Origin of the sequence: Streptomyces sp. ICC1 (genome assembly GCF_003287935.1) — a bacterium.
Lineage (GTDB): Bacteria > Actinomycetota > Actinomycetes > Streptomycetales > Streptomycetaceae > Streptomyces > Streptomyces tritrimontium.
In genome coordinates this window covers 6,251,390-6,275,921 of record NZ_CP030287.1, presented here as the reverse complement: position 1 = coordinate 6,275,921, position 24,532 = coordinate 6,251,390, and the positions used below count along the sequence as shown (strand labels likewise).

Annotated in this window: 21 protein-coding genes and 4 pseudogenes; 15 read left to right on the top strand and 10 right to left on the bottom strand. The window is 71.6% G+C overall.

What is annotated here, in order from left to right; translation table 11 throughout:
* Nucleotides 1-15: 15 nt before the first annotated feature.
* Nucleotides 16-1,068, bottom strand: a complete 1,053-nt coding sequence (locus tag DRB96_RS45110; RefSeq protein ID WP_112451205.1) for an SIS domain-containing protein — start codon at nt 1,066-1,068, stop codon at nt 16-18.
* A gap of 31 nt (nt 1,069-1,099) precedes the next feature.
* Here DRB96_RS45110 and DRB96_RS45105 point away from each other — a divergent pair, with 31 nt between their 5' ends.
* Complete coding sequence (locus tag DRB96_RS45105) at nt 1,100-1,396, top strand: fibronectin type III-like domain-contianing protein (RefSeq protein WP_239517775.1); 297 nt, start codon at nt 1,100-1,102, stop codon at nt 1,394-1,396.
* Between the two features lie 59 nt (nt 1,397-1,455).
* A complete protein-coding gene (locus DRB96_RS29505; protein WP_112451203.1) occupies nt 1,456-2,136 on the top strand; it encodes a DedA family protein in 681 nt (226 codons plus the stop codon).
* 85 nt (nt 2,137-2,221) lie between these two features.
* On the opposite strand, the gene DRB96_RS29500 is transcribed toward DRB96_RS29505, so the two are convergent.
* Nucleotides 2,222-2,767 (bottom strand): gamma carbonic anhydrase family protein, encoded by a 546-nt coding sequence (locus DRB96_RS29500; protein ID WP_112451202.1) that lies wholly within the window; start codon nt 2,765-2,767, stop codon nt 2,222-2,224.
* 126 nt (nt 2,768-2,893) lie between these two features.
* Between DRB96_RS29500 and DRB96_RS29495 the strand changes: the two genes are divergently transcribed.
* Complete coding sequence (locus tag DRB96_RS29495; RefSeq protein ID WP_112453828.1) at nt 2,894-3,640, top strand: acyltransferase; 747 nt, start codon at nt 2,894-2,896, stop codon at nt 3,638-3,640.
* Nucleotides 3,637-4,269, top strand: a complete 633-nt coding sequence (locus tag DRB96_RS29490) for a GNAT family N-acetyltransferase (RefSeq protein WP_112451201.1) — start codon at nt 3,637-3,639, stop codon at nt 4,267-4,269. Before DRB96_RS29495 ends, DRB96_RS29490 begins: the two co-directional genes overlap by 4 nt.
* Here DRB96_RS29490 and DRB96_RS29485 read toward each other — a convergent pair.
* Nucleotides 4,266-5,089: pseudogene (locus DRB96_RS29485) on the bottom strand (DMT family transporter); the annotation flags it as partial. The gene DRB96_RS29490 and the pseudogene DRB96_RS29485 overlap by 4 nt on opposite strands.
* On the opposite strand from DRB96_RS29485, the pseudogene DRB96_RS29480 reads away from it, so the two are divergent.
* Nucleotides 5,089-5,586: pseudogene (locus tag DRB96_RS29480) on the top strand (XRE family transcriptional regulator); the annotation flags it as partial. The pseudogenes DRB96_RS29485 and DRB96_RS29480 overlap by 1 nt on opposite strands.
* Before the next feature lie 35 nt (nt 5,587-5,621).
* On the opposite strand, the gene DRB96_RS29475 reads toward DRB96_RS29480, so the two are convergent.
* Nucleotides 5,622-6,026: a CoA-binding protein gene (locus DRB96_RS29475; RefSeq protein ID WP_112451200.1), complete on the bottom strand. Its 405-nt coding sequence runs from the start codon at nt 6,024-6,026 to the stop codon at nt 5,622-5,624.
* 93 nt (nt 6,027-6,119) lie between these two features.
* Between DRB96_RS29475 and DRB96_RS29470 the strand changes: the two genes are divergently transcribed.
* Nucleotides 6,120-6,746: a YigZ family protein gene (locus tag DRB96_RS29470; protein WP_112451199.1), complete on the top strand. Its 627-nt coding sequence runs from the start codon at nt 6,120-6,122 to the stop codon at nt 6,744-6,746.
* A 992-nt stretch (nt 6,747-7,738) separates the two neighbouring features.
* Here the strand turns inward: DRB96_RS29470 and DRB96_RS29465 are convergent.
* Together DRB96_RS29465 and DRB96_RS29460 are read right to left on the bottom strand one after the other, a co-directional pair.
* A pseudogene (locus DRB96_RS29465) lies at nt 7,739-7,937 on the bottom strand (CorA family divalent cation transporter); the annotation flags it as partial.
* Nucleotides 7,938-8,206: 269 nt separating this feature from the next.
* Nucleotides 8,207-10,822: an AMP-binding protein gene (locus DRB96_RS29460; RefSeq protein ID WP_112451198.1), complete on the bottom strand. Its 2,616-nt coding sequence runs from the start codon at nt 10,820-10,822 to the stop codon at nt 8,207-8,209.
* Between the two features lie 215 nt (nt 10,823-11,037).
* Here DRB96_RS29460 and DRB96_RS29455 point away from each other — a divergent pair, with 215 nt between their 5' ends.
* The 3 genes from DRB96_RS29455 to DRB96_RS29445 are packed head-to-tail and all read left to right on the top strand — an operon-like array spanning nt 11,038 to nt 14,704.
* A complete protein-coding gene (locus DRB96_RS29455) occupies nt 11,038-12,057 on the top strand; it encodes an iron ABC transporter substrate-binding protein (protein WP_112451197.1) in 1,020 nt (339 codons plus the stop codon).
* A gap of 5 nt (nt 12,058-12,062) precedes the next feature.
* Nucleotides 12,063-13,658, top strand: a complete 1,596-nt coding sequence (locus tag DRB96_RS29450) for an iron ABC transporter permease (protein WP_112451196.1) — start codon at nt 12,063-12,065, stop codon at nt 13,656-13,658.
* Entirely contained in the window at nt 13,655-14,704 is a 1,050-nt protein-coding gene (locus tag DRB96_RS29445) for an ABC transporter ATP-binding protein (RefSeq protein ID WP_112451195.1), read from the top strand. Before DRB96_RS29450 ends, DRB96_RS29445 begins: the two co-directional genes overlap by 4 nt.
* A gap of 536 nt (nt 14,705-15,240) precedes the next feature.
* Here DRB96_RS29445 and DRB96_RS46035 read toward each other — a convergent pair.
* Nucleotides 15,241-15,390 (bottom strand): annotated as a pseudogene (locus tag DRB96_RS46035) (histidine kinase dimerization/phospho-acceptor domain-containing protein); the annotation flags it as partial.
* Nucleotides 15,391-15,654: 264 nt separating this feature from the next.
* On the opposite strand from DRB96_RS46035, the gene DRB96_RS29430 reads away from it, so the two are divergent.
* The 3 genes from DRB96_RS29430 (at nt 15,655) to DRB96_RS29420 (ending at nt 20,101) form a co-directional block, all read left to right on the top strand.
* Nucleotides 15,655-17,760, top strand: a complete 2,106-nt coding sequence (locus DRB96_RS29430; protein ID WP_204357841.1) for a TerD family protein — start codon at nt 15,655-15,657, stop codon at nt 17,758-17,760.
* A 120-nt stretch (nt 17,761-17,880) separates the two neighbouring features.
* Nucleotides 17,881-18,462 (top strand): IS607 family transposase, encoded by a 582-nt coding sequence (locus DRB96_RS29425; RefSeq protein WP_112451194.1) that lies wholly within the window; start codon nt 17,881-17,883, stop codon nt 18,460-18,462.
* The gene (locus DRB96_RS29420) at nt 18,455-20,101 is read left to right on the top strand and encodes an IS200/IS605 family element transposase accessory protein TnpB (RefSeq protein WP_112451193.1); all 1,647 of its coding nucleotides are present in this window, start codon (nt 18,455-18,457) and stop codon (nt 20,099-20,101) included. The genes DRB96_RS29425 and DRB96_RS29420 overlap by 8 nt, the downstream gene beginning before the upstream one ends.
* Nucleotides 20,102-20,111: 10 nt before the next feature.
* On the opposite strand, the gene npdG is transcribed toward DRB96_RS29420, so the two are convergent.
* Nucleotides 20,112-20,840, bottom strand: a complete 729-nt coding sequence (gene npdG, locus DRB96_RS29415; RefSeq protein WP_112451192.1) for an NADPH-dependent F420 reductase — start codon at nt 20,838-20,840, stop codon at nt 20,112-20,114.
* 157 nt (nt 20,841-20,997) lie between these two features.
* On the opposite strand from npdG, the gene DRB96_RS29410 reads away from it, so the two are divergent.
* A complete protein-coding gene (locus DRB96_RS29410) occupies nt 20,998-21,630 on the top strand; it encodes a hypothetical protein (protein WP_112451191.1) in 633 nt (210 codons plus the stop codon).
* A 37-nt stretch (nt 21,631-21,667) separates the two neighbouring features.
* Here DRB96_RS29410 and DRB96_RS29405 read toward each other — a convergent pair whose 3' ends face one another.
* On the bottom strand, nt 21,668-21,907 hold the full coding sequence (locus DRB96_RS29405; RefSeq protein ID WP_112451190.1) for a hypothetical protein: 240 nt from the start codon (nt 21,905-21,907) through the stop codon (nt 21,668-21,670).
* A gap of 59 nt (nt 21,908-21,966) precedes the next feature.
* Here DRB96_RS29405 and map point away from each other — a divergent pair, with 59 nt between their 5' ends.
* Both map and DRB96_RS29395 read left to right on the top strand, forming a co-directional pair.
* Nucleotides 21,967-22,824 carry a type I methionyl aminopeptidase gene (map, locus tag DRB96_RS29400; protein ID WP_112451189.1) on the top strand — a complete coding sequence of 286 codons (858 nt, stop codon included), beginning with the start codon at nt 21,967-21,969 and terminating at the stop codon, nt 22,822-22,824.
* Nucleotides 22,825-23,007: 183 nt separating this feature from the next.
* Nucleotides 23,008-23,655 (top strand): biliverdin-producing heme oxygenase, encoded by a 648-nt coding sequence (locus DRB96_RS29395; protein WP_112451188.1) that lies wholly within the window; start codon nt 23,008-23,010, stop codon nt 23,653-23,655.
* A 206-nt stretch (nt 23,656-23,861) separates the two neighbouring features.
* Here the strand turns inward: DRB96_RS29395 and DRB96_RS29390 are convergent, their stop codons facing one another.
* Nucleotides 23,862-24,521 (bottom strand): PhzF family phenazine biosynthesis protein, encoded by a 660-nt coding sequence (locus DRB96_RS29390; protein ID WP_112451187.1) that lies wholly within the window; start codon nt 24,519-24,521, stop codon nt 23,862-23,864.
* Between the last annotated feature and the right edge of the window lie 11 nt (nt 24,522-24,532).

The window sequence follows — 24,532 nt, the reverse complement described above, 5'->3', positions numbered from 1 at the left end:
TTTCCGGTCACAGCACTAGGCCTGGGTGAAGGCCGCGACCTCGAAGTCGGACATGTCGAGTCCGCCCTGCTTGGTGTCGTCGTTGGCGAAGACGAAGGACTCGATCGGGACGTCCCGCTCGGCACTGAGCTGGGCGACCAGTTCCTGCAGGACCACCGTTTCCAGGACCACGCGGACCGCGTCCGCGACCTCGGGCAGCCGGACGACCGACAGGCTGTCCGCCGGCTCCACCTCGGCGGCCGTGATCAGCAGCGTGAGGTGGCCGGCGCCGGCCAGCGAGCGGGCCAGCTCGATCTCGCGGCCGTCGCCGTAGACGAGGTGCAGGGTGTTGCCCGCCGACTCCATCTCGCCGTGCAGGTAGTTGCGGGTCGCCGAGGCGGCCGCGGTCATCCGCACCACCTCGCGCAGCAGCAGCGCGCCCTCCTCGGCGGAGGCCCGGGAGGCGCCGGCGGCCACGCCGTCGGAGGCGATGCAGCGGGCGCCGCGCTCGCGCAGACCCGCCACGATCTCGGTGGCCTGCCGGTGGATCGCGGTGGTCTGCTCCGCGATGTCGCCCCACGGGTCACCCGCGCGGCCGGCGATGGCGCCGGCGATCAGGTCGAGGGCCACGACGGTCCCGGTGTAGCCGGTGGTCGAGGCGTACGAGTCGGGCTCGTTGCCGAGGTCCACGGTGAGGTCGGCGAGGTCGCCGAGCGGCGACGGGACGACGTTGAGCAGCGCGGTCCTGGTGATGCCGGGGGCGGCGCACTCGAAGGCGGCGATGGTCTCGGAGCTGCGGCCGCCCTGGGAGACGGCGATCAGGCAGTCGGTGTCGAAGCCGGCGGTGCCGGTCTCGATCTCGCTGGACAGCACGCGCTGGGTGACGATCCCGGCCTCGCGCAGCTGCTGTACGGGGACGGCGGGGGCGGCGTACGAGGCGCCGATGCCGGTGAAGAGGGGGCGTTCGGCGGCGCGCAGCCCGGCGAGCTCCGGGGAGGCGAGCTGGGTGCGGACGCGGTCGGCGATCCGGGCGAGGGCTGCGCCCTGGCCGGCCTGGCCCTCGAGGAAGGTGATGCGGGATCCGGACATGGTGGGGGGTCCTTACGAAGTCTGCTGGGCCGTGAGAACCCGCAACACCGGGCGCCGCAAGGGCACCGAGGTGGCCCAGGTCTACGTGGGCCCGTCCCCGGACCTGAAACTGGACCAGCCGGTGCGGGCGCTGGCCGGCTACCGGCGGCTCACCCTCGCGCCCGGCGAGGCGCGCCGGGTCTCCCTGGACATCGACGCGCGCACGCTGTCGTCCTGGGACCCGGGGCGCCACGCGTGGGTGGTGGGATCGGGCCGCCGCGAGGTGTTCGCGGGCCGTTCCTCGCGCGAACTGCCGCTGCGGGCAAAGGCTGTGGTGGCGACCGGATAGGCTGCCCGTTCGGCCTGTCACAGGGGGCGGGCCGGGCGGAGACTCTGGAGGACGTACCGGTGCACATCCAGGAATGGCTGGAGACGATTCCGGCGGTCAGCATCTACCTCCTCGTGGGGATCGTCATCGGCCTGGAAAGCCTCGGAATCCCGCTGCCCGGGGAGATCGTCCTGGTCAGCTCGGCGCTGCTGGCCTCGCAGCAGGGGCACATCGACCCCGTGGTGCTCGGCGTCTGCGCGACCGCGGGGGCGATCATCGGCGACTCGATCGGCTACGCGATCGGGCGCAGGGGCGGCAAGCCGCTGCTGGAGCGGCTGGGGCGGCGCTTCCCCAAGCACTTCGGGCCCGACCAGGTGGCCCTCGCGGAACGCTCCTTCGACAAGTGGGGCATGTGGGCCGTCTTCTTCGGGCGGTTCGTGGCGCTGCTGCGCATCTTCGCGGGCCCGCTGGCCGGCGTACTGCACATGCCCTACTGGCGGTTCCTCGTCGCGAACGTCCTCGGCGGGATCCTGTGGGCGGGCGGCACGACGGCGGTCATCTACTCGATCGGGATCGTCGCCGAGCCGTGGCTGAAGGGCTTCTCCTGGGTGGCGCTCGCCCTGGCGCTGCTCTTCGGGATCGGAGTGACGGTGGTCGTGCGCGGGCGGATGAAGAAGGCGGCCGAGGCGGCGCGCGCCGAGGCCGCTGCCGAGGCCGCTTCGGACTCGGCTCCCGTGGCCGGGGCCGTGCTCGCCGACTGAGTGCGCCGAGCGCGCTCGGCCGGTTCGGCCGGCTCAGCCGGCCAGTGGGTTCCCCGCCCTCCCGTGGGCGGGCGGGGGAGGCGCCTCACGCGTCCGGGGCCACCGAAGCGCGGTGCTGCTTGGCCAGTTCGGTGTACATCTGGGCGTTGACCTTGATGCCCTCGCGCTCCTCCTCGGTCAGCTCGCGCCGCACCTTCGCCGGGACGCCGGCGACCAGCGAGCCGGGCGGGACCACCATGCCCTGCGGGACCAGCGCCTGGGCCGCGACCAGCGAGCCGGCGCCGATCACCGCGCCGTTCAGGACGGTGGCGCCCATGCCGATCAGGCAGTCGTCCCCGACCGTGCAGCCGTGCACGACGGCGTTGTGGCCGATGGAGACGCGCTCGCCGATGGAGACCGGGAAGCCGGGGTCCACGTGCACGGTGCAGTTGTCCTGCACGTTGCTGTCGGCGCCGAGGACGATCGGACCGCAATCGGCGCGGAGCACCGCCGAGTACCAGATGCTCGCGCCCGCGCCCAGGGTGACGTCGCCGACGACGACGGAGGTGGGGGCGGTGAACGCCGTCGGGTCGATCTCGGGGTTCTTCCCGCCGACACCCGCCACGAGTGCCTGGGCCGCCTGCTGCGTCATGTGTTCTCTTCCTCTGTCGGTACGTCGTGTCGCGCTACGGGCGCCGTAGGGCACGCGGTCCGCGCTCCCGGAGATGGGGTGAAGATCACGGCGCGGTCCGGGCACCGGGCGCGCTACGGTGACCGGGTGGCGAAGAACCAGAACACGTTCTCATCCCTGACGGCCCTGCGCCGGCGGCTCGCCGGCCGCGCCGCCCACGCGGGCTGGCGCTGGATGCAGCGGGCCGGCGCCGTGACCGCGCAGACCCCGGGAGGGCTGCGCTTCGGGGCGATCGGGCAGGGCACCAGGCTCGCCTTCCCCCAGGGCACGGTCTTCGGTGAGCCCTGGATCAGGCTCGGGGACCACTGCATCATCGGGGAACAGGTCACGCTCACCGCCGGGATGATGCCGGACCTCGACCTCGGCGCGGAGCCGATGCTCGTCCTCGGCAACGGCGTGGTCATCGGACGGGACAGCCATGTCATCGCCGACACCCGGATCACGATCGGCGATGACACCTTCTGCGGTCCCGGGGTGTACATCACCTCCACCAACCACAGCTACGACGATCCGCACGAGCCCGTCGGCAAGCAGTGGCCGCGCAGCGCGCCGGTGGAGATCGGCCCGGGCTGCTGGCTGGGTACGGGATCGGTGGTCCTGCCCGGGGCGCGGCTGGGCCGCAACGTCGTGGTGGCCGCGGGTGCCGTCGTACGGGGCGAGGTCCCGGACCACGCCGTGGTGGCGGGGGCGCCGGCGCGGATCGTACGCCGCTGGGAGCCCGAGACGGGCTGGCAGCCGCCCCTGCGCACCCCGGCGCCGGTGCCGATCCCCGACGGGGTGACGCCCGAGCAGCTGTGCGCGCTGGCGGAGCTGGCGGAGGCAGAAGCGGAGTGAGCGTCGTGCTCGCGGTGGAGGGGACCCCGGCCGCCGCCGGACTCGTCCTGCGGCCGTGGGGCGCCGCGGACGCCGGGGCGCTGGTCGAGGTGTTCCGGGATCCGGCGCTGCGGCACTGGCTGACGCGGCACGTCGACGGCGTCGAGGACGCGCGGAGCTGGCTCGAGGAGCAACGGCTCGGGTGGGAGAGCGGGAACCGGCTGAGCTTCGCCGTGTACGAACCTCCGCGCGAAGGGGCGGACGAGGGCCCGCCGGTCGCCAACGTGGTGCTGAAGCGGACGGGCGCCGGGTCAGGGTCAGGGTCAGGGACCGGGTCCGTGTCCGGGGCCGTGTCCGGGACCGGGTCGGGCTTGCTGGAAGCCGGCTATTGGACGGCGGCGCGCGCCCGGGGCCGCGGGGTCGCCTCCCGGGCCCTGGGGGCCGTCACGGCCTGGGCGTTCGAGGTCTTCGCGGCCGAGGGCCTGGCGCGGATCGAGCTGATCCACCAGGTGGACAACGAGGCGTCCTGCCGGGTCGCGGAGAAGGCCGGCTTCTCCTTCGAGCGGATCCTTCCCGCGATGCCCCCGTACCCCCTGGACGGCCACCTGCACGTCCGGCACGCGCCGGACGGGAGCCGTACGCGGTACTAGCCCGCCGCCAGCAGGACCGTGCCCGCCAGGGCCAGGCCGGCGCCCGCCGCCTGGACGGTGCGCAGGCGTTCCTTGAGGACGGCGAAGGCGGCCAGCGCGGTGATCACCGGGTAGAGCGAGGAGAGCACGGCGGCCACCGTGACCGGGCCGTGCTGGGCGGCGATGGAGTACGTGCCGTTGGCCGCGACGTCGGCGAGTCCGACGAAGGCGAGCGCCGGGAGCAGCCCCCACAGGAGCCGCAGGCCGCCCGTCCCCGCGGGGAGGGCCGGGATGCCGCGCCGGGTCCGGACCCACAGGGCGGTGCCGCCGACGGCGACGTTGGTGACGCGCTGGACGAAGAGCGCGAGGAACAGGCCGGGGATCGTGGAGGAGGCGGGCGCGATCAGGGCCATCACCGCGCCGAAGCCGAAGGCCGCGACGAGGGTGAGGACGACCGCCTGCCGCTGTACGGGAGCGTCGCGCAGCTCCGGGCCGCCGGCCAGGACGATGCCCGCCACGGCCACCGCGATGCCGGCGAACCGGCCGGTGCCGGGCCGCTCGCCCATCAGCAGCCCGGCCGTCACCGGCACGACGACGCCGAGCGAGCCGAGCGGGGAGACCACGCCCATCGGGCCCAGTGCCAGCGCCTTGTAGAAGCTGAGCATCGCGACGGGCCCCACCAGGCTCGCCCCGACCGCGAACCAGAGCTGCGGTCCCGCCAGGCGCCGGTGCCCAGCACCACGGCGCCGAGCACGGCGACGGCGAGGACCTGGGAGGCGACCACCACGGTGAGGGCCGGTATCCGGCGGGTCAGCAGCCCGCCGCCGAAGTCGGCGAGGCCTCGCGGCCCGTGCGGGGGTGAGCCGCGGCATGATCATCCAGATCGAGCAGGCCCGTACGAACCCCAGCGTCGGCACGACGGTCAAGCTCGCCGACGCCCTCGGCGTGAGCATCACCACGCTGCTCGACCATGAGCGGGGCCCCCGGGTGAAGGTGGTGCTGCCGGGGCAAGGGGTGCGGATGTGGTCCACCGAGGGCGGCAGCGGCGCGCACATGCTGCTCGGCGACGACCGGCGCGGGCCGGTGGAGATGTGGACCTACCGCCTGGAGCCCGGCGAGGGGACCGCCTCGGACCCGCACCCCCCGGGCACCTTCGAGATGCTGCACGTCACGCTCGGGGAGCTGACGCTGGTGGTCGCCGACGAGAAGTACTCCGTACCGGCCGGCGGGGCCGTCTCCTTCGAGGCGGACGCCCCGCACGCCTACCGCAACGAGGGCCCCGGCCCGGTGGAGATGACGATGGCCGTCTCCATCCCCCCGGTGGCCGCCCGCGGCTGACCCCGGCGCCGGCCGGGCAGCCCCCGGCTCCGGCCTCAGAGCGCGGGGATCTCGATCGCCGGGCAGCGGTCCATGACCATGTCCAGGCCGGCCGCGCGGGCGCGCTCGCCGGCGGCCTCGTCGATCACGTTCAGCTGGAACCAGACCGCCTCCGCCCCCTTCGCGACGGCCTCGTCGGCGACGGAGCCCGCCAGCGAGCTGTTCACGAAGACGTCCACCACGTCCACCTTGAAGGGGATCGCCTCCAGCGAGGGGTACCCCTGCTCGCCGTGGACCGTCTCGGCCTTGGGGTGCACGGGGACCACGCGCTTGCCGTACCGCTGGAGCACCTGGGCCACGCGGTAGGCGGCCCGGTCCTCGTTGTCGGACAGGCCCACCACGGCCCAGGTGTCGCCGAGCTCGGTGAGGACCTTGCGGATGGTTGCCGGATCGCCGTACACGTGTGCCGCCTCCTGCTGTTTCGCCTGCCTGCTGACCACTGCCAGGTCAATCAACAGAAAGGACGCATGTCCGATTCCCCGTAGGGTGGACGGGTGAAGGCAGACCAGTACGTGACGGTGGCCCGCGAGGGCGTGCACGAGTCGGAGATCAACCGCTCGAGGTTCCTGTGCTCGCTCGCGCCCGCGGCGACCGAGCGGGAGGCGCAGCAGTTCGTCGCCCGCGTCCGCAAGGAGCACCCCGCCGCCTCGCACAACTGCTTCGCCTACGTCATCGGCGCCGACGCCTCCGTCCAGAAGGCCAGCGACGACGGCGAGCCGGGCGGCACCGCCGGCGTGCCGATGCTGCAGATGCTGACCCGCCGGGACATCCGCTACGCCGTCGCCGTCGTCACCCGCTACTACGGCGGGGTGAAGCTCGGGGCCGGCGGGCTCATCCGCGCCTACGGGGGAGTCGTCGGGGAAGCCCTCGACGAGCTCGGCACCGTCACCCGCCACCGCTACCGGCTGGCCACCGTCACCGTCGACCACCAGCGGGCCGGCAAGACCCAGAACGACCTGCGCTCCACCGGCCGCACCGTGCTGGACGTGCGCTACGGGGCCGCCGTGGAGATCGAGATCGCCCTGCCCGAGGCCGATCTGCCCGCCTTCGGGGCCTGGCTCGCCGACAGCACCGCGGGCAGCGCCACCCTCACCCCCGGCGGGGAGACCTACGCGCCCTGAGCGCCGGGGGCGGCCCGTGGGACGCCGGGGAAGCGTTAGCGTAGAGGGGTTCAGGCAGCGGGGTTCAGGCAGCGGGGCCCAGGGTTCATCCAGCAGGGGGAGACGGTATGCGCGGCGGGGCCGGCGAGTGAAGTTCCTGCACACCTTTTTGGCGCATTCCTTAGCATGAATGCTCCTTCGAGCACAAACATGCAGGTCAAGCGTCTGAGCCTCGCCTCTCGGCGGGGCCCTCCCGCATCCCCGTGCTGACCTGGTGCTGACCTCTCATCACCCGTCATCACTCCTGGGAACCTCAACCGTGCTGGGTCGGTGCTGACTTAGGAAAGCCCAGCCTCGATGCCTTTGGGGGTGTGTCGGCAAGCGGAGCGACCAAGATCGGACCGGCGAACTGGCGAGATCGGTCTGAGCGGTGACAGGTATGGACGGTAGGCGTAAGTGAGCCACCGCGGACCGATGCGGTCCGATCCCTGCGGGAGTGGAATGCATGGGTGGCATGATTCCGCCCGGCTTCAGGCCGCACATCTTCCGGACTGGAAAATGTGTAGTCGGTGAACATGCCCGGGGTGCCGAGGAGCCCGTGTGCGATTGAATCTCGGGCGGCGTAAGGGGGAATGCTCGTAGTACGGCCGCGCGCCCTCCCTCGGCCCGCGACGGGTCGGCCTGTGAAAGCGCAAACTAGCCCCACCTGATTCGCGCCATCGGGAGCCAGGATGAGCCGTACCACCCCGCCGCGGGCCCGAGTAGCAGATCAGAGAGGATGCCGTCCGGTGACTTGCTCCCACCGATCCGGGCAGCCTCCAGATCAGCCTTCACCGCCCTCACGCGAGCATCATCGCGATGTTGGCGGAAGTGGAGCCCGCCTGTCGGCGATCTGATTCCACTGCGGCTGTGTCCGCGAGCACCACTTCCAGGGCTTCCTCGGCGGCTTCGATGGCACGAGGCGACGCTTGCGTTTCGGGAGGAGCGGGCGCGCAGCGTGTCTCCCCATGGGTTCAGAGCCAGTCACGCCGCTTGAAGATCACGTACAGGCTGAGGCACACGATGGCCATCAGTGCGACGGCGAAGGGGGTAGCCGAGGACCCAGCCGAGTTCGGGCATGGTCTCGAAGTTCATGCCGTAGATCGTGCCGACCAGGGTGGGTGCAAAGAGGATGGCCGCCCACGAGGAGATCTTCTTGAAGTCGTCACCCTCACACCGCTGACCTGGAGAAATTGCCTATGCGGGCGGTCTGACCTGCAGTGATCGTCCTTGCCGAGTCTTTCGCCCTGCTGCCCGTTTATGCAGCCGATTCTCCCCAGCTGCCCCCCAACGAGGCCTCATTCCCCCCAGATTCCCCCCAGCAGAGGGTACCTGGCGGCGGATTGCCGCTGGCTGGCTGGGACCGTGATCCCGGCGGGAGCCGCCCCTTGTGCACTACGACGGCGGCGGCGAGCGGCCCAACCGACCAGTCGCTCCGCGGGTCAGGAATCCGCCGAGGCGCGAGCCCCTCTGCGTGCCGACAGTCCTCGCATCAGGCGGGCCGCGCCGGCCGCGTAGGCGATGCCGAAGAGGAGTGAGGCCAAGAACGCCAGGTGCCGGGAGAACCCGTCGATGAGCGGGAAGATCTGCCAGTGCGTCAGGTAGATGTACAGGGAGCTGGTCGCGAGGAGGCCGGCCAGTTGGTTCAGGCGCTCCCGGCTGGGGAGGCTGGGCACCCACACCAGGAGCACGAATCCGGCGACGATGATCGCCTCTCGCCCGGGGTCCCCGGGGAAGAAGCCCGGCACGGTGGCCAGGGCCGCGAGGGTGACCAGGAGGCGCTGTCGCACGGTGGCGGCCTTCGCCGCCGCCCAGCCGAGGGCGAACAGCCAGAACACGGTGACGGCGTCGGGGATGTGCTCGCGCTCCGGCAGGCCGACGATGTCGTAGCGGGTGAGGAGTCCCAGGCCGGCGAGGGCCAGGGGCAGGGCGTACGGGAACCGGCGCTCCGCCCGGTCCACCGCGGGCAGGCTCAGGAGGCCGACGGCGGCGATCAGGATGTAGACGAGGGCCTCGATGAACCAGAAGTGCATACCGGTCTTGAGGCCGTCGGGGCCCATGACGCTGTCGAGCAGGAAGAGATTGGCGAGGGTGTAGTCGTCGTTGAGGAGCAGGATCAGGCCGATCCAGGCCATGCTCGGCAGCGCGACGCGGGCGAGGCTGGTCCAGCCCCGGCGTACGCGTACGCGCCGATCGGCAGAAGTGAGGTGGAAACGGGCGAAGTTGTATCCGGCGACCGCGAGCAGGATGTGCGCCCCGCCCTTGATGCCGAACACCTGGATGTGCGAGCCGACGATGCAGAAGATCGCCAGGGCGCGGAGCGCGACGCTCGTCTCCAGGGTCCGCCTGCGGGAGGTGTCCGCGTGCTCGGGCGGCCTGAGGTCCCGGATCGGTGTCGTGTGCCAGCCGGCCGGCAGGTGACCGAGCCGCTCTTCGAGCTGGATCGACATCTCCACGTACGAGAGCGAATCGCCGCCCAGGCTGACGAAGGAGCTGTCGTCCGTCACGTCCGACCGGTCGAGGACCCGTGCATAGAGCAGGTGCAGGGGTTCGGGGGCGCCGTCCGGCATGGCCGCGGGGCCGGTGGTGGTGCCAGTAGTGCCGGTGGTGCTGTCGGGCGCCTGACGGGTCAGTTTGCGCACGGCCCGGTAGTCGGGCTTGCCCGAGGGGAGGCGGGGGAGGGCGGCCAGGACGCGGACGTGCACGGCGCGGGCCGGTAGACCGCAGTCGTGGGCCACGCGCCTGGCTATCCGGCGGGCGTCCCGGTCGTGGCCGCCGACGGCCGCGATGCGCAGTGCCTCGTCGTCGCCGGTGCACAGGGCGCTGACGCCGTGCCGGGCGAGCATCGCCTCGACCTGCCCGGGGTCGATGCGCAGGCCGAGAATCTTCGCGAACCGGCTGCTCCGGCCGACGATCTCGTACAGCCCGTCGGGCGAGCGGCGGGCGATGTCGCCGGTGCGGAGTTCGTGCACGGTCCGGCCCAGCGCGAGGTCGTCGGGGGAACGGGCGTAGCCGAGCATGACGTTGGGGCCCGAGTAGACCAGTTCGCCGATGTTCTCGTCCGCGCCGTCCGCGCCGTCCGCGCCGTCGGGGTGGTCGGCACTGTCGGGTAGCGGCCGAAGGCGGAAGGAGCCGCCGGGGATGGGGATCCCTGCCGCCTCGGGGCGGGATTCCGCGAGGTGCGGCGGCAGGTAGGCCATGCGCGCCGTCGCCTCGGTCTGGCCGTACATCACGAAGAGCTTCCAGCCGGCTGTGCGGCCGAGTGCGGCGTACCGGCGGACCTGGTCGGGTGCCAGGCGCCCGCCCGCCTGGGTGACGTAGCGCAGGTGGGGCAGTTCCATGGAGGCGAAGCCGACCCGGTCGAGCAGGTCGAAGGTGTACGGCACTCCGGCGAGGGCCGTCCCCCGCGCGGCTTCGAAGAGCTCCCAGAAGCAGGTGTCGGCGACCGACAGGTCGGTCAGGATCAGTCCGGCGCCGCGCAGGAGGTGGCTGTGCACTACGGACAGGCCGTAGCAGTAGTGCAGGGGCAGGGTGGTCGCGGCGCGGTCGGTGTCCCGGATGTCCAGGTACTGGGCGATGGCCTCCGCGTTGGTCTGGAGGTTCTCGTGCGACAGCCGGACGAGCTTCGGCGATCCGGTCGAGCCCGAGGTGCTGAGCAGCAGGGCGAGGTCCGGGTGCAGGTCGTGCGCGGAGACCTCGCGCCGCTCGTCGAGCAGCACGCCCCCGCCCCCGGGGCGGGCCACGACGTCCGGGTCGTACGCGTCGATCAGCGACTGGACGGCTTCGGGGTGGTCGCCCGGCACCAGGAGGACGGGGTGCCCGGCCGCGAGGGCGGCCAGGTGGACGACGAGGGCGTCGACGGTGTTGGTACCGACCAGCAGGACCAGGCGGCGTTCCCGGCCGAGGCGGCGGGCCGTCCTGTCCACGCGTACGGCCAACTCGGCATAGCTGACCGCGCCGTCGGCCGTGATGACGGCGGTCCGGTCGCCGTGGGCGGCGAGGCCGAGGGCGAACGGGACGGACGCGGTGCCTGGGAGTAGGTCGGGAAGGACTGTCACGGGCGCATCTTAGGAAAGCCTTACCTCGCCCGATAGTCACAGGAAAGTCACAGAGGACTCATGGAAGGTCCATAGGAAAATAAGCGGTAAGGTCGGCTTCGCCGATGTGTGGGCGCGGTCGAATTGTTGCGTGCGTCACCTTGACCTTTAGGTTAGCTTTACCTTACTTATGGGGCGTTACCCGGTTCTCCGCTGCCCTTCTAGGAAGGCTTCCCATGCGACGCCCCTTGGTCCGACGCCTGACCGCGCTCTTCGCGGCGGCACTCCTTCTCCCCGCCGTCGCAGCCTGCGGCGTAGACGAGGACGACGCGGGCCTCGTCATCTACTCGGGCCGCAACGAGAAGCTGGTCAAGCCGCTCCTCGACGAGCTGGAGAAGGCCGTCGGCACCACGGTCGCCGTCCGCTACGGCGAGAGCGCCGAACTCGCCGCCCAGATCCAGGAAGAGGGCGGCAAGACCAAGGCCGGGCTGTTCTTCTCCCAGGACGCCGGCGCCCTCGGGGCCCTGTCCACCAAGGGCCTGCTGGAGAAGCTTCCGCAGGCCTCCCTCGACAAGGTGGACCCCGGCTTCCGCGGTGGCGCGGGCGACTGGGTGGGCACTTCAGGGCGGGTCCGCGTCCTCGCGTACCACCCCGGACAGGTCTCCAAGGTGCCGGACACCGTCCACGATCTGGTCAAGCCGGAGTGGAAGGGGAAGGTCGGCTACGTCCCGACGAACGCCTCCTTCCAGGCCTTCGTCACCGGCATGCGCGTCCTGGAGGGCGACGACGCCACCCGCACCTGGCTGAAGGGCCTCAAGGCCAACGAGCCGAAGGTGTACGACAACAACCTCAAGGTGCTGGAAGCGGTCGGCAAGGGCGAGGTCTCGCTCGGACTGGTCAACCACTACTACTGGTACGAGCAGGTCGCCGAGAAGGGCGAGGCCAAGGTCAAGGCGAAGATCCACTTCCTCGCCGGTGGTGACGCGGGCGGTCTCGTCAACACCGCCGGTGTCGCCATCGTCAAGGGAAGCGACCAGGCCCCGGTCGCCCAGAAGGCCGTCGACTTCCTGCTCTCGGAGAAGGCGCAGAAGTACTTCGCCGAGGACACCAAGGAGTACCCGCTCGCCTCGGGCGTGACCAGCACGGTCAAGGGCCTTCCGCCGCTGGCCTCCCTGGACGCACCGAAGATCGACCTCGGGAAGCTGGAATCGCTTCAGGAGACCCTGAAGATGCTCCAGGAAGCCGGGATGGTCTGACCCCCATGCCCTCCACGGATCCCGTCACGCCGACGGATCCCGCCACTGCCCACCGCCCGGACGGCGCCACCGCGCCGACCGGGCGGTGGCGTGCCGGCCGCCGGCCACCCTCCATCCTGCTCGTCCCCGCGGCCGTCGCCGCTGTGTTCGCCCTGCTGCCCCTCGGCTACCTCGCCGTCCGCTCCCTGGAGCGCGGCCCGGCCTTCGCCTGGGACGTCGTCTCCGACGAGCGCACCGCCCAACTGCTAGGCCGCAGCCTCGGACTGGCCGTCGTGGTCGTCTCGGCCTGCCTGGTCCTGGGCGTCTCCCTGGCCTGGCTCACCGTACGGACCGACCTGCCCGGCGGCCGGGCCTGGTCGGTGCTGGTGACCCTGCCGCTGGCCGTGCCCAGCTACGTCGCCGCCTTCGCCTGGCTGTCCGCCTTCCCGGAGCTGGCCGGCTTCACCGGGTCGGCCCTCGCGCTGACGCTGGTGAGCTTCCCGTACGTCTACCTGCCCGTCACCGCCGCACTGCGCGGCACCGACCCGGCGCCGGAGGAGGTCGCCCGCTCGCTGGGCCACGGGCCGCTGAAGACCTTCCTGCGGGTCACGCTGCCGCAGCTGCGGCCCGCGGCCGCCGGCGGAGCGGTACTCGTCGCGCTGTACGTGTTCTCCGACTTCGGCGCCGTATCGCTGATGCGGTACGACACCTTCACCCGCGGCATCTACACCTCCTACCGGGCCAGCTTCGACCGCACTCCCGCCGCCGCCCTCAGCATCGTCCTCGTCGTGATGACCATCGCCCTGGTCGCCGCCGAAGCACGGACCCGGGGCCGGGCCGGCCACGCGCGAACGGGCGGCGGCACCGCCCGCCCCGCCGTTCCCGCGGTCCTCGGCCGCTGGCGGGCCCCCGCGCTGGCCTGGTGCGCGGCCGTCACCGGCGTCGCCGTCCTCACCCCGCTGGCGACCCTCGGGTACTGGCTGGCCGTCGGCAACTCCGCGACCTGGGACCCGGCCACGCTCCTCGACACCGCCGCCACCACCCTCGGCGTCGCCGCCGCGGGAGCCGCGCTCACCACCCTGCTCGCCCTGCCGGTCGGAGTGATCGCCGCGCGCTACCGCGGCCGGACCGCCCGGCTGCTGGAGCAGTCGGCCTACGCCGGCCACGCGCTCCCCGGCATCACCGTCGCCCTGTCCCTGGTCTTCTTCGCGGTCCGCTACGCCGAACCGATCTACCAGGAACTCCCGCTGCTGGTCTGCGCGTACGCCGTGCTCTTCCTGCCCGTCGCCGTCGCGGGGACCCGCGCGGCCGTGCTCCAGTCCCCGCCCGTCCTGGAGGACGTGGCCCGCTCGCTGGGCCGCTCCCCGCTGCGCGTGCTGCGCGAGGTGACCGTGCCGCTGGCCGCCCCCGGGGTCGCCGCCGGAGCCGCGCTCACCTTCGTCGTGTGCATGAAGGAACTCCCCGCCACCCTCCTGCTGCGCCCCACGGGAATGGACACCCTGGCCACCCGCCTGTGGACGGAGACCGGCACCGGATCCTTCGCCGCCGCCGCGCCCTACGCCGCCGCGCTGATCCTGCTGGCCGCCATCCCGTCTTATCTCCTCGGAAGGCACCGCACATGACCGACCTGCAGATCGCCGGACTGGCCAAGGCGTACGGCCCCGGTGCGGCGCCGGTCCTCGACGGCCTCGACCTCACGGTCCCCGGCGGCGCGCTGACCGCCGTCCTCGGTCCCTCGGGCTGCGGCAAGACCACGCTGCTGCGCATCATCGCGGGCTTCCTGCGCGCCGACGCGGGCACCGTCACCCTCGACGGACGCGCGCTCAGCGGCCCCGGGGTCCACCTTCCGCCCGAACGCCGCCGCATCGGCATCGTGCCCCAGGAGGGCGCGCTCTTCCCGCACTTGAGCGTGGCCCGCAACGTCGCCTTCGGCCTGACCGGCCTCGACCGGTCCACCCGGCACCGGCGCACGGAAGAGATGCTCGAACTCGTCGGACTGGCCGGCTACGGCGACCGCATGCCGCACGAGCTGTCCGGCGGCCAGCAGCAGCGCATCGCCCTGGCCCGGGCCCTGGCACCGCAGCCCGCCCTGGTCCTCCTCGACGAGCCGTTCAACGCCCTCGATGCCGCCCTGCGCACCGGCGTACGGGCCGACGTGCGCGCAGCCCTGCGCGCCACCGGAGCCACCGCCCTGCTCGTCACCCACGACCAGCAGGAAGCCCTCTCCACGGCCGACCTCGTCGCAGTCGTCCGGGACGGCCGGGTCGCCCAGTGCGCCACACCGCACGAGGTGTACAGCCGTCCCGCGGACCCTTGGGTGGCCGCCTTCGTCGGTGACGCGGTCCTCGTCACCGGCACCGCGGACCAAGACGTGGCGGCCACCGCGCTCGGCCGTATCCCGCTGACGGATCGGCCCCGCGGGGTCCGCGACGGCGTGGTGCTGCTCCGGCCCGAGCAGCTCCGGCTGACCGACCCGGATGGGGCCGAAGCCCGTGGCACGGTGACTGACGTCCGCTTCTACGGCCACGACGCCATGGTCACGGTTGCGGTGGACGGCATTGACCAGCCCATCGACGTCCGAGTCCCCACCCCAGCCGCCGCACGCCCAGGCGAGCGCACAGGGATCGAGGTAGTGGGAAAGGCGACTCTGCACTCCGCCGCCGTGTGATGCGCCCGTATCCGAGGTGTACATCGTGACTGGTATGCGGAGCTACAGCCACGAGTCGCATGACCAGGTCCGGCTACCGCTTGGAGGGTTCCAGGTTGGGGCCAGCGGGGCACCTCGGTGAGGTAGCCGAGAAGGCTTCGGGGCCCCGCCGTAGAGCACGGCTCTGCACAGGTGCCGCCGCGGCTCTGAAACGCCGGACTCAAGCACTGCGCCTGCTGTGCTCCGGACAGTACGTCTGGCATCCCATACTCCGTCCTGGACCGGGAACCCCGGAGGCGCAGTCACGGTCCTGCACACTCACGGCCCGGGTCCTCGTCCAGCGGGCGGCCGGAAACCCGCGAGGCCCGCCACCCGGAGCACCCCTGCGGCACCTGAAGACAGGCTCGGACCAATTCGGAGCCACTCTGCCCGCCACCGGTCGGCGGGCAGGAAGCCGGCCGACAAGGATGGGGGCAGAGAGCATGGCCTCTGCAGGACGATGAGGCGCCCCGACCGCACCAAGGGGAATCCAGCGCGGTCAGACAGCCCGAACACACCGTCTGGAGGCGGGACATGTCGAGGAGGTTGCCGATCAGGTGGTCGAGGCGGTCGGCGCCGTCCTCGATGCCTTCCAGGAGGTCGGCCCGGTCCTCGTCGGACCATTGCACGTCGGTGGAACGCAGCGAGGTGACGGAGACCTTGAGCCCTTTTCAACCTGACGGTGGGGCTGTGGTGTTGGTCGGTGTGGGCTGTACGGAACGACGAAGCTCCTGGTAGACGGGTTCTCGACCAAGATCACCCGTGTCCGCCAGGAGCTTCGCGTGCTTTTTTCGGGCTTCCCGTGATCTTTCCCCCCTCCCGCGGTTACGGTTCGCCGGGACGCACCGCTCAGCCGGTGCGAAAGCCACACGGAACGACAGCCCGGCCGCCTCGGTCCGCCACGGACGACGCCGGGCGACTGGGGGGATGACATGCAGGAAATCCCAAAGGGCGCGAACGTCAGCCTGACCGCCCTCAGCGAGGACGCCGGCGCGGTCGTCGTCAGCCTGAGCTGGACCAGCGCATCGGGGGCCGGGGACGCCGACGTCTCCGTGGTGCTGCTGGACGGGAACGACAAGATCCGCGACGAGAACGACTTCTACTTCTACAACAACCCGGCGGCAGCCGACGGAAGCGTGCAGCTGCTGGGCAAGACGCCGAACGAGAACGGCGACGAGGACCGCATCAGCGTGGACCTGACCGCGGTCCCCGAGGGGATCGCCAGGATCGTGGTGGCGGCCAGCCGGTACGGCGGCGCCCGCTTCGGAGACCTCGACGACCTGCGGATGACGATCACCGACCGCTCGGGCGAGCCCCTGGTCGGCTACTCCATCGAGGACGCGGGCGTGGAGACGGCGTTCATCTTCGGCGAGCTGTACCGGCGGGGTGAGGAGTGGAAGTTCCGCGCGGTCGGCCAGGGCTACGAAACCGGCCTCGCGGGCCTGGCGACGGACTTCGGCATTCCGGTGCTGGAGGAGTCGGAGGGCGCCGAGGAGGCGGAGGCCGAGGGGGCGGAGCAGGCCGCCGAAGGGGAGCCGGCGGGCACGGGGGAACCCGCGGCGCCGGAACGGGCCGCCGACACGGCGGACACCTCGGCCGCGGCCGACGCGCCCGGAGCCGGCGCGGTCCCCGAGCCCGCGCCCGCCCCTGCCTCCTCGACATCCTCGGCCTCCTCCCCCGGCTCCCCGGCGGACCCGGCGGTCGCCGTACCGGCCCAGACCCGTGGCCCCCGTACCACCAGGAAAAAAGTCACCCTGCCCAAGGTGGCCAAGAAGTCCCTCGCCGAGAACGAGTCCTGGAGCCAGGCTCGGCTGTTCCCAGTCCCCTCGCTCAAGAGCGACAAGGAGCGCGAGGTCCGCGCCACTTCGGTGCTGCTGTCGGTCATGGCGCAGGTACCGGAGTTCGGCCGCCGCCTCACCGCCGGGTTCGGCGCGCCCGCCGGCCGCATGCAGACCTTCACGGAGGTCTCGCTCCCCCACGGGGACACTCCGCGGCGCCCGGACGGGGTGATCCGGGTGGAGCGCGCGGGCAAGCTGTGGACGGCGCTCGTGGAGACGAAGACCAACGGCAACCTGCTCAAGGCCGAACAGATCCAGCAGTACATGGACATCGCCGCGCGCCGCGGCTACGAAGCCGTGGTCACCCTCTCCAACGACGTGGCCCTCGAGGGCCGCGCCATGGTCGAGGTGAAGGTCGACGGCCGGCGCAAGCACAAGGTCAGCCTCTGGCACCTGTCCTGGGCCGAAGTGGCGCACCAGGCGCAGATGCTGATCCGCCACGAGGGGGTGGGCAACGCCGCGCACGCCTGGCTCCTGCAGGAACTCCTGGAGTACCTCCAGCACGAGCAGTCGGGCTGCCACGGCTTCCAGAACATGGGTGCCGCCTGGGTGCCCGTCCGCAAGGGCATCGAGGACGAGACCCTCGGCCACGGGGACGCGCGGGCCGTGGAGGTCGTGGAGAGCTGGGAGCGGCTCATCCGCCAGGTATGCCTGCGCCTCGGCGGGGAGCTCGGCCAGAAGGCGCTTCCGGTGCAGCGGGCCCGGCGGGGCAGTGATCCGCAGGCCCGGCGGGTCGCGGCGGCGCAGGCGCTGTGCGAGGGCGGAAAGCTCTCCGCGGAGTTGCGCGTCGACGGGACCAGCAGTGTCATCGCCGTCCACGCCGATCTGAGGACCTCCAAGGTCCGCACGTCCGTCGACGTGCCGGCGCCCGAGGGCGCGTACCCGCTGGCCATGGCGAAGCGGCTGGTGCGGCTGCTGGCCGAGGCGCCGGCGGACCTCCACGTGGAGAGCCTCGTAGAAGCGGGCAGCGGGCCGCGCGGCACGCTCGAGCGGCTGCGCCCGGAGCCGGGCGACCTGCTGCCTGCCGACGGCGCCGCGGTCGTGGGTTTCCGGCTGTCCCTGCTCAAGGGCATGGGCAGCACTCGCGGCAACACGGAGTCCGGGTTCATCCGCAGTGTGGACGAGGCCGTCGACCGCTTCTACCGGGGTGTGGTGGCCCATCTGGGTCCGGTCGAGGGTCGTACGGGCCGCCGCGGCTGAGCGGGGGCGCGTACGCCGTCCGCCCGGCCCCGGGAAGGGGCCGGGCGGGGGTTGGACTGTTGTTGGTTGAGTGAACTCTAGTGCCTATTAATGCCTTTGAGTGGGTGTTACGCTCCGTGTGTGAACCTCAAGGAGTGGGCGATAGCGAACGGTGTGCATCCGCATACCGCGTATCGCTGGTTCCGTGAGGGCACGTTGCCGGTCCCTGCCGAGCGGGTCGGGCCGCGCACGATCCTGGTGAACATCGAGGCAAACTCGTCACCGCCCGTAGCTGTGGGTGGTGTCGGGCTGTACGCCCGTGTCTCCTCGCATGACCAGAAGGCGGATCTGGAACGCCAGGTCGCCCGTCTGGCCGGCTGGGCTGTGAAGCACGGTCAGCAGGTGGCCCGTATCGAGTCTGAGGTCGCTTCGGGTATGAACGGGGCCCGGACGAAGGCCCGGAGGTTGTTGGCCGATCCGAAGGTCACCACGGTGGTGGTCGAGCACAAGGACCGGCTCGGCCGTATGAACGTCGAGCTGATCGAAGCCGCCTTGTCCGCGTCGGGCCGGCGTCTGGTCGTCCTCGATGACGGCGAGGTAGAAGACGACCTGGTGCGCGACATGATCGAGGTGCTGACCTCGTTCTGCGCCCGCCTGTACGGACGACGCTCCGCGAAGAACCGTGCCCGCAAGGCGCTGGAAGCGGCTGCCGCCGATGAGTGAGCCGGAGAAGAAGCAGCTCCGCACCATCGCCCCGCCGTTCGTCGCCCTCGGACCGTGCGGTGTCGCGATACGCGACCGGCTCAAGCACCTCACACCAGAGGACGAGAAGGCGTTGCGCCTGGTCGGCGAACACCTTGGACGCCTCGCGTCCCGTGATCTGGCGGCCCGCTGCGCAGACGGCAACGACCACTCCACCGACACGTGGGCGGCCCGCAAGCAGGGCCTTACCGCTTCCTCGTCATCGCGGTGGGCCGGGTCGATCACGAAGGCCACCCATGATCAGTGGGCGTTGTCGCGCCGCTGCCAGCTCGCGCGCATCCAGGGGCTTGAGGCCGGTGTCCGGGCGCTGATGCACCGGCTGTCCCTCCCGATCGGGGAGAAGGGCACCAAGAAGGCGGCGGGCGGCTACCGCTCGAAGGGCGAGTGGTTCCACAAGACTCGGCGTCTGTATGTACTGGAGCACCGCCTCGATGTCGCCCGTGCCAAGCGTGAAGCCGGGACCGTGCGCGTGGTGCGCGGCGGCCGGCGCCTGCTGAACACCCGGCACAACCTGGCCGTCGCGCAGATCACCGAGGCCCAGTGGCGGGAACGGTGGGAGTCCGAGCGCTGGTTTATCGCAGCTGACGGGGAGTCGGGGAAGCGTTTCGGGAACGAGACGATCCGCGTCACCCCGGACGGTGAGGTCAGCATCAAGCTCCCGGCCCCGCTCAAGGATCTGGCCAACGCCAAGCACGGCCGGTACGTCCTCGCCTCCCGGATCGCGTTCGCGCACCGGGGCCAGAAGTGGACCGACCGCATCGAGGCGAACCGGGCTGTCGCCTACCGCATCCACCTGGACGTGACCCGTGGGCGCTGGTACTTGACCGCATCGTGGCAGCGCCCCATCGTGCGGAGCGTCCCGCTGGAGACCGCACGGGCAAACGGCATGGTCGGCGTGGACACGAACGCCGACCACTTCGCTGCCTACCAGCTCGACCGGCACGGCAACCCGGTCGGCGACCCCAAGCGGTTCTTCTACGACCTGTCCGGCACCGCTGATCATCGTGACGCGCAGATCCGCCACGCCGTCACCCAAGTCCTGCACTGGGCCAAGGCATGCGGCGTGGCCGCTATCGCGATCGAAGACCTGGACTTCACCGCCGAGAAGACCCGAGAGAAGCACGGACGCAAGAAGCGGTTCCGGCAGCTCATCTCCGGGATCCCCACCGGCAAACTCAAAGCCCGGCTGATCTCGATGGCAGCCGAGATGGACATGTCCATCGTGGCCGTGGACCCCGCCTACACCTCCATGTGGGGCGACCAGCACTGGCGCAAGCCGCTGACCACGCCGCGCCGAAAGATGTCCCGTCACGATGCCGCTGGCATCGCGATCGGGCGACGCGCCCTCGGGCACCCGATCCGGCGACGGACGGCACCGCCCCACGACGACCAGAGCGATCGTCGTGGGCATCGGACCGTCCAGGCCGGACCAGGTGACCAGGGGCGCGAGGAAGCCCGCCCACCCGTCACGGAACGTGCACACGATGCGCGAACCCGGACGGGGACACAGCGAACGCGGGAGACCAGCGCACCCAAAACCGTTCGGGATGCGCGCAGCGACCAGGAATGGGTCCAAGACTCACTCCTGCTCACTGAGTAGGAACGGTGGGTCAGAGGTCCGTTACTCGGAGGCCCGCGTGGGCCTTGTAGCGGCGGTTCGTGGAGATGAGGTTGGCCACCAGGGATTCGACCTGGTGGGCGTTGCGCAGGCGGCCGGCGAAGACGCCGCGCATGCCCGGGATGCGGGCGGCCAGGGCCTGGACCACGTCCGTGTCCGCGCGGGCTTCGCCGAGGACCATCACGTCGGTGTCGATCTCCTCGATCGACTCGTCCTGGAGCAGGACGGCCGAGAGGTGGTGGAAGGCGGCCGTGACGCGGGAGTCCGGGAGGAGGGCGGCGGCCTGCTGGGCCGCGCTGCCCTCTTCGACCTGGAGGGCGTAGGCGCCCTGCTTGTCGAAGCCGAGCGGGTTGACGCAGTCGACCACGAGCTTGCCCGCGAGGTCCTCGCGCAGCGATTCCAGGGTCTTGGCGTGGCCCTCCCACGGCACCGCGATGATCACGATGTCGCTGCGGCGGGCGCACTCGGCGTTGTCCGCGCCCTCCACCCCGAGGCCCAGTTCCTCGGCCGCGGTCCGCGCGCGGTCGGCGGCGCGGGAGCCGATGATCACCTTCTGGCCGGCCCGGGCGAGCCGGTAGGCGAGGCCCCGACCCTGGTCGCCGGTGCCGCCGAGGACGCCGACGACGAGGCCGGAGACGTCGGGGAGGTCCCAGGGGTCCTTGGCGGGGGCCTTCGCGGGGGCCGGAGCCGAGGGCTGCTGCGTACTGTCTGTGGAGGTCATGGGGCCGAGGGTAACTCCGAGATCGTCAGAGTCGAATGCGCGGACCGCGTGAGATCGACGGCATCGGAGGCCCGGAGCGCGGGTGCTTGCGGGGTGCTTGTGGGGTGGATGGGGGGAACGGCTCCCGTATGTCCCTTCCATGCGGCAGGATGCCGGTATGGACGCCGTGAGAGTCGCGCTGCTGCGCGAGGTGCTCGCCGGTACCGAGTGGCCCGGTGCCGCACGCCGGTTCGCCGGGACGCTGCGGCGCTCCGTGGTGCCGGCCGGCGGGAACCTGCTGCTGGTCGGGACCGAGGGGTACGAGCCCTGGCACCTGGCCGCGCACCTGGTCGACGAGGCCGCCTGGTCGGGACTGCCGGAGCTGGCGCCCACGCTCGTACGCCACCACGTGCTGCCGGGCGACGCCCCCCACCTGTCGGTCGGCCTGAGCCGGCTGGAGGCGGCCCGGCGCGGTCACACCCTGCTGGTGGTGGCTCCGGAGCGGCCCGACGCGGGGCTGCTGGAGCGCGTCCACGACGCCCGGCGCGCGGGGGCGACCGTACTGTCCCTGGACGGCGGGGACCCGGACCTGGGGACGCTCGCGCACGACGTGCTGTCCGTGCCGGCCGGTGCCGCCCAGGGGGCACCTCCCAGCGGTAGCTGGGGGATGGACCTGGACACGGTGCAGCACCTGGTCAGCGCGGCGGCCGGGGAGAACAGCCTGCCGGTGCAGCGCGGGCCGCGGCGCTTCCGGGACCGGCTGGCGCGGCTGGCCGACCAGCTGACCGCACCGCCGCCCAGCCGCTGGTAGCCCCCGGGGCCGAAGGATCGTACGGGCCGCGGGGGCTTCAGGGAGTGGCTTCGCCTTCCTCTTCCTCGCGCGTCTTGTCGTTCCACTTCGGGTCGTTCTGCCATTCGAGGTTGCGCTCCTGCGCCGTCTCCATGGCGTGGGTCGCCTCCTCCGGCGTCGCGTAAGGGCCGAAGCGGTCCTTCGCCGGGCACTCGGGGCCTTCCTCGACCTTCTTGTGGACCAGGCAGTAGTACCACTCGCCCGCTTTACCCACCTGGCGCTTCTTGAACAGGGCCATCGTCAGGCTCCTCTCTCTGTCGCCATGCTGCCCCATACCCGGTCGATACACTCGCTCGTATGTCTGGCCAGTCGCTGCTCGTACCAGGCGAGCTCACTCCCGTCCGTTCCGTTCCCGGAAACATCCGCCGGCCCGAGTACGTGGGCAAGCCCGCGCCCACTCCGTACACCGGACCGGAGGTGCAGACGGCCGAGACGATCGAGGCCATGCGCATCGCCGGCCGGATCGCCGCCCAGGCGATGGAAGAAGCCGCCAAGCTGATCGCGCCGGGGGTGACCACCGACGAGCTGGACCGGGTCGCCCACGAGTACATGTGCGACCACGGCGCCTATCCCTCGACGCTGGGCTACCGCGGCTTCCCCAAGTCCCTGTGCTCCTCGCTCAACGAGGTCATCTGCCACGGGATCCCCGACTCGACCGTCCTCAAGGACGGCGACATCGTCAACCTCGACGTGACCGCGTACATCGGCGGGGTGCACGGAGACAACAACGCCACGTACCTGTGCGGGGACGTGGACGAGGAGTCGCGGCTGCTCGTGGAGCGCACCCGCGAGTCCTTGAACCGGGCCGTCAAGGCCGTCAGGCCGGGCCGCCAGATCAACATCATCGGCCGGGTCATCGAGTCGTACGCGAAGCGCTTCGGCTACGGCGTGGTCCGGGACTTCACCGGGCACGGGATCAACTCGTCCTTCCACTCCGGCCTGATCATCCCGCACTACGACAGCCCGCACGCCACCACCGTCATCGAGCCCGGGATGACCTTCACCATCGAGCCGATGCTGACCCTGGGCACCCACGAGTACGACATGTGGGAGGACGGCTGGACGGTCGTCACGAAGGACCGCAAGCGCACCGCGCAGTTCGAGCACACGCTGGTGGTCACGGACACCGGGGCGGAGATCCTGACGCTGCCCTGACCCCGAGCCGGCCCCGAGCCGGCCCCGAGCCGGCTCCGGCCCCCGCGTGAGCGGTTCTTGAAACTTTTACCGACAAGGCGTCGGGAACACATTGACTTAGGTTTGCCTAAGTAGGAAGATCGGGTGTGGCGGCACGGCCGCCACGCCTTTTCCCCGTTTCTTCCGATTCCTCGGAGGTCCGCCTTGGACGCCTTCTCGACCGTCATCCGTGTCGCCTCTCACGAGCAGCACACCGAGGCCGAGACCTCGACCTTCATGAGCGACCTGCTCGGCGGCCGTCTCGGGGTGGACGCCTACACCCGCTACACCGAGCAGCTGTGGTTCGTGTACCGGGCTCTGGAGGACGCTGCCGAGGCCCTCAAGGACGACGCGGTGGCCGGGCCGTTCATTCAGCCCGAGCTGATGCGCCTGGCCGAGATCGAGCGCGACCTCGCCCACCTGCGGGGTCCCGAGTGGCGCGAGACGCTGGTGGCGCTGCCGGCCACCGAGGCGTACGCCGCGCGCGTGGCCGAGTGCGCCGCGTCCTGGCCCGGCGGTTACGTCGCCCACCACTACACCCGCTACCTGGGCGACCTCTCCGGCGGCCAGATCATCCGCGACAAGGCGGAGCGGACCTGGGGCTTCGAGCGCAAGGGCGACGGCGTCCGCTTCTACGTCTTCGCGGACATCTCCAACCCGGCCGCCTTCAAGCGGACCTACCGCGAGCTGCTCGACGCGATCGCCGCGGACGACCTGGAGAAGCAGCGCATCATCGACGAGTGCAAGCGCGCCTTCGACTTCAACGGCGCGGTGTTCCGGGAGCTGGGCGAGCAGTTCCCCATGAGTGCGTAGCTCCTGCGGAGGGCTGAACGGGGAAGGGGCGGGCCCTGCGGGCCCGCCCCTTCCGGGCTGTGCGGCCCCGGTCGCCGGCGCCGCGCTACGGGCCGACCGGCCGACCGGCGCCGTCCCGCGGCCGTGCGCCGTGCCCGTCGGCGCGCCAGGTGTGCCCGGCGCGTTCGGTGTGCCCCGCGCGCCCGGCGTGCCCGCGTGAGGTTCCGTCAGCCGGTGCCCGGGTCGAAGCGGACTCGGCCGCCGATCTCCACCGCGCCGTCCGGGCACGGGGCGGTGAGGATCTGGGATCCCGCGCCCTGGGTGATGTTCAGGGCCCGGTTCAGCTCGGCCGTCAGCAGGATCGCCGCCGAGCCGGTGGCCTCGTCCTCGGCGATCGCCCCGTCGGGCCGACGCGGAAAACCGCGGGCCCGGATCCGGCCCGCGGCCTCGTCCTCCCACGCCCAGGCGTACAGCCAGCCCTCGCCCGGCGGCGGGGCGGGCAGCGCCTCGACCTCGGCGGCGCTGGCGTACTGCTCCGTGCGCTTGCCCTCGACCCACTCGGGGCGGGCGGTGATCCAGGTGAACTCACCGTCGTCGCGCGCCCATACGGTGCCCGCCGGGGGCTGGAGCTCCTCGATGTCGAGCAGCCACGCGACTCCGACCAGCGGGTGCCCGGCGAAGGACATCCGGGTGCCGGGGGTGCGGATGTCGACGACCCCGCGTTCGGGGTCGTCGACGAACACCGTCTCGCTGTAGCCGAGTTCGGCGGCCAGCGCCTGCCGGGACGCGTCGTCGGGGCAGGTGCGGCCGTCGCGCACGACGCCGAGCAGGTTGCCGTGGCCGCCGTCACCCGCGCAGAAGACCTTCAGGACGTCGAGATCGTTCACGCGGGCATTGA

Bases quoted from the DNA above. Each gene is read 5' to 3' on its own strand.
- DRB96_RS45110 (WP_112451205.1), bottom strand. From the start codon at position 1,068: ATGTCCGGATCCCGCATCACCTTCCTCGAGGGCCAGGCCGGCCAGGGC.
- DRB96_RS29500 (WP_112451202.1), bottom strand. From the start codon at position 2,767: ATGACGCAGCAGGCGGCCCAGGCACTCGTGGCGGGTGTCGGCGGGAAG.
- DRB96_RS29455 (WP_112451197.1), top strand. From the start codon at position 11,038: ATGCGACGCCCCTTGGTCCGACGCCTGACCGCGCTCTTCGCGGCGGCA.
- DRB96_RS29450 (WP_112451196.1), top strand. From the start codon at position 12,063: ATGCCCTCCACGGATCCCGTCACGCCGACGGATCCCGCCACTGCCCAC.
- DRB96_RS29445 (WP_112451195.1), top strand. From the start codon at position 13,655: ATGACCGACCTGCAGATCGCCGGACTGGCCAAGGCGTACGGCCCCGGT.
- DRB96_RS29430 (WP_204357841.1), top strand. From the start codon at position 15,655: ATGCAGGAAATCCCAAAGGGCGCGAACGTCAGCCTGACCGCCCTCAGC.
- DRB96_RS29420 (WP_112451193.1), top strand. From the start codon at position 18,455: ATGAGTGAGCCGGAGAAGAAGCAGCTCCGCACCATCGCCCCGCCGTTC.
- npdG (WP_112451192.1), bottom strand. From the start codon at position 20,840: ATGACCTCCACAGACAGTACGCAGCAGCCCTCGGCTCCGGCCCCCGCG.
- DRB96_RS29410 (WP_112451191.1), top strand. From the start codon at position 20,998: ATGGACGCCGTGAGAGTCGCGCTGCTGCGCGAGGTGCTCGCCGGTACC.
- DRB96_RS29405 (WP_112451190.1), bottom strand. From the start codon at position 21,907: ATGGCCCTGTTCAAGAAGCGCCAGGTGGGTAAAGCGGGCGAGTGGTAC.
- map (WP_112451189.1), top strand. From the start codon at position 21,967: ATGTCTGGCCAGTCGCTGCTCGTACCAGGCGAGCTCACTCCCGTCCGT.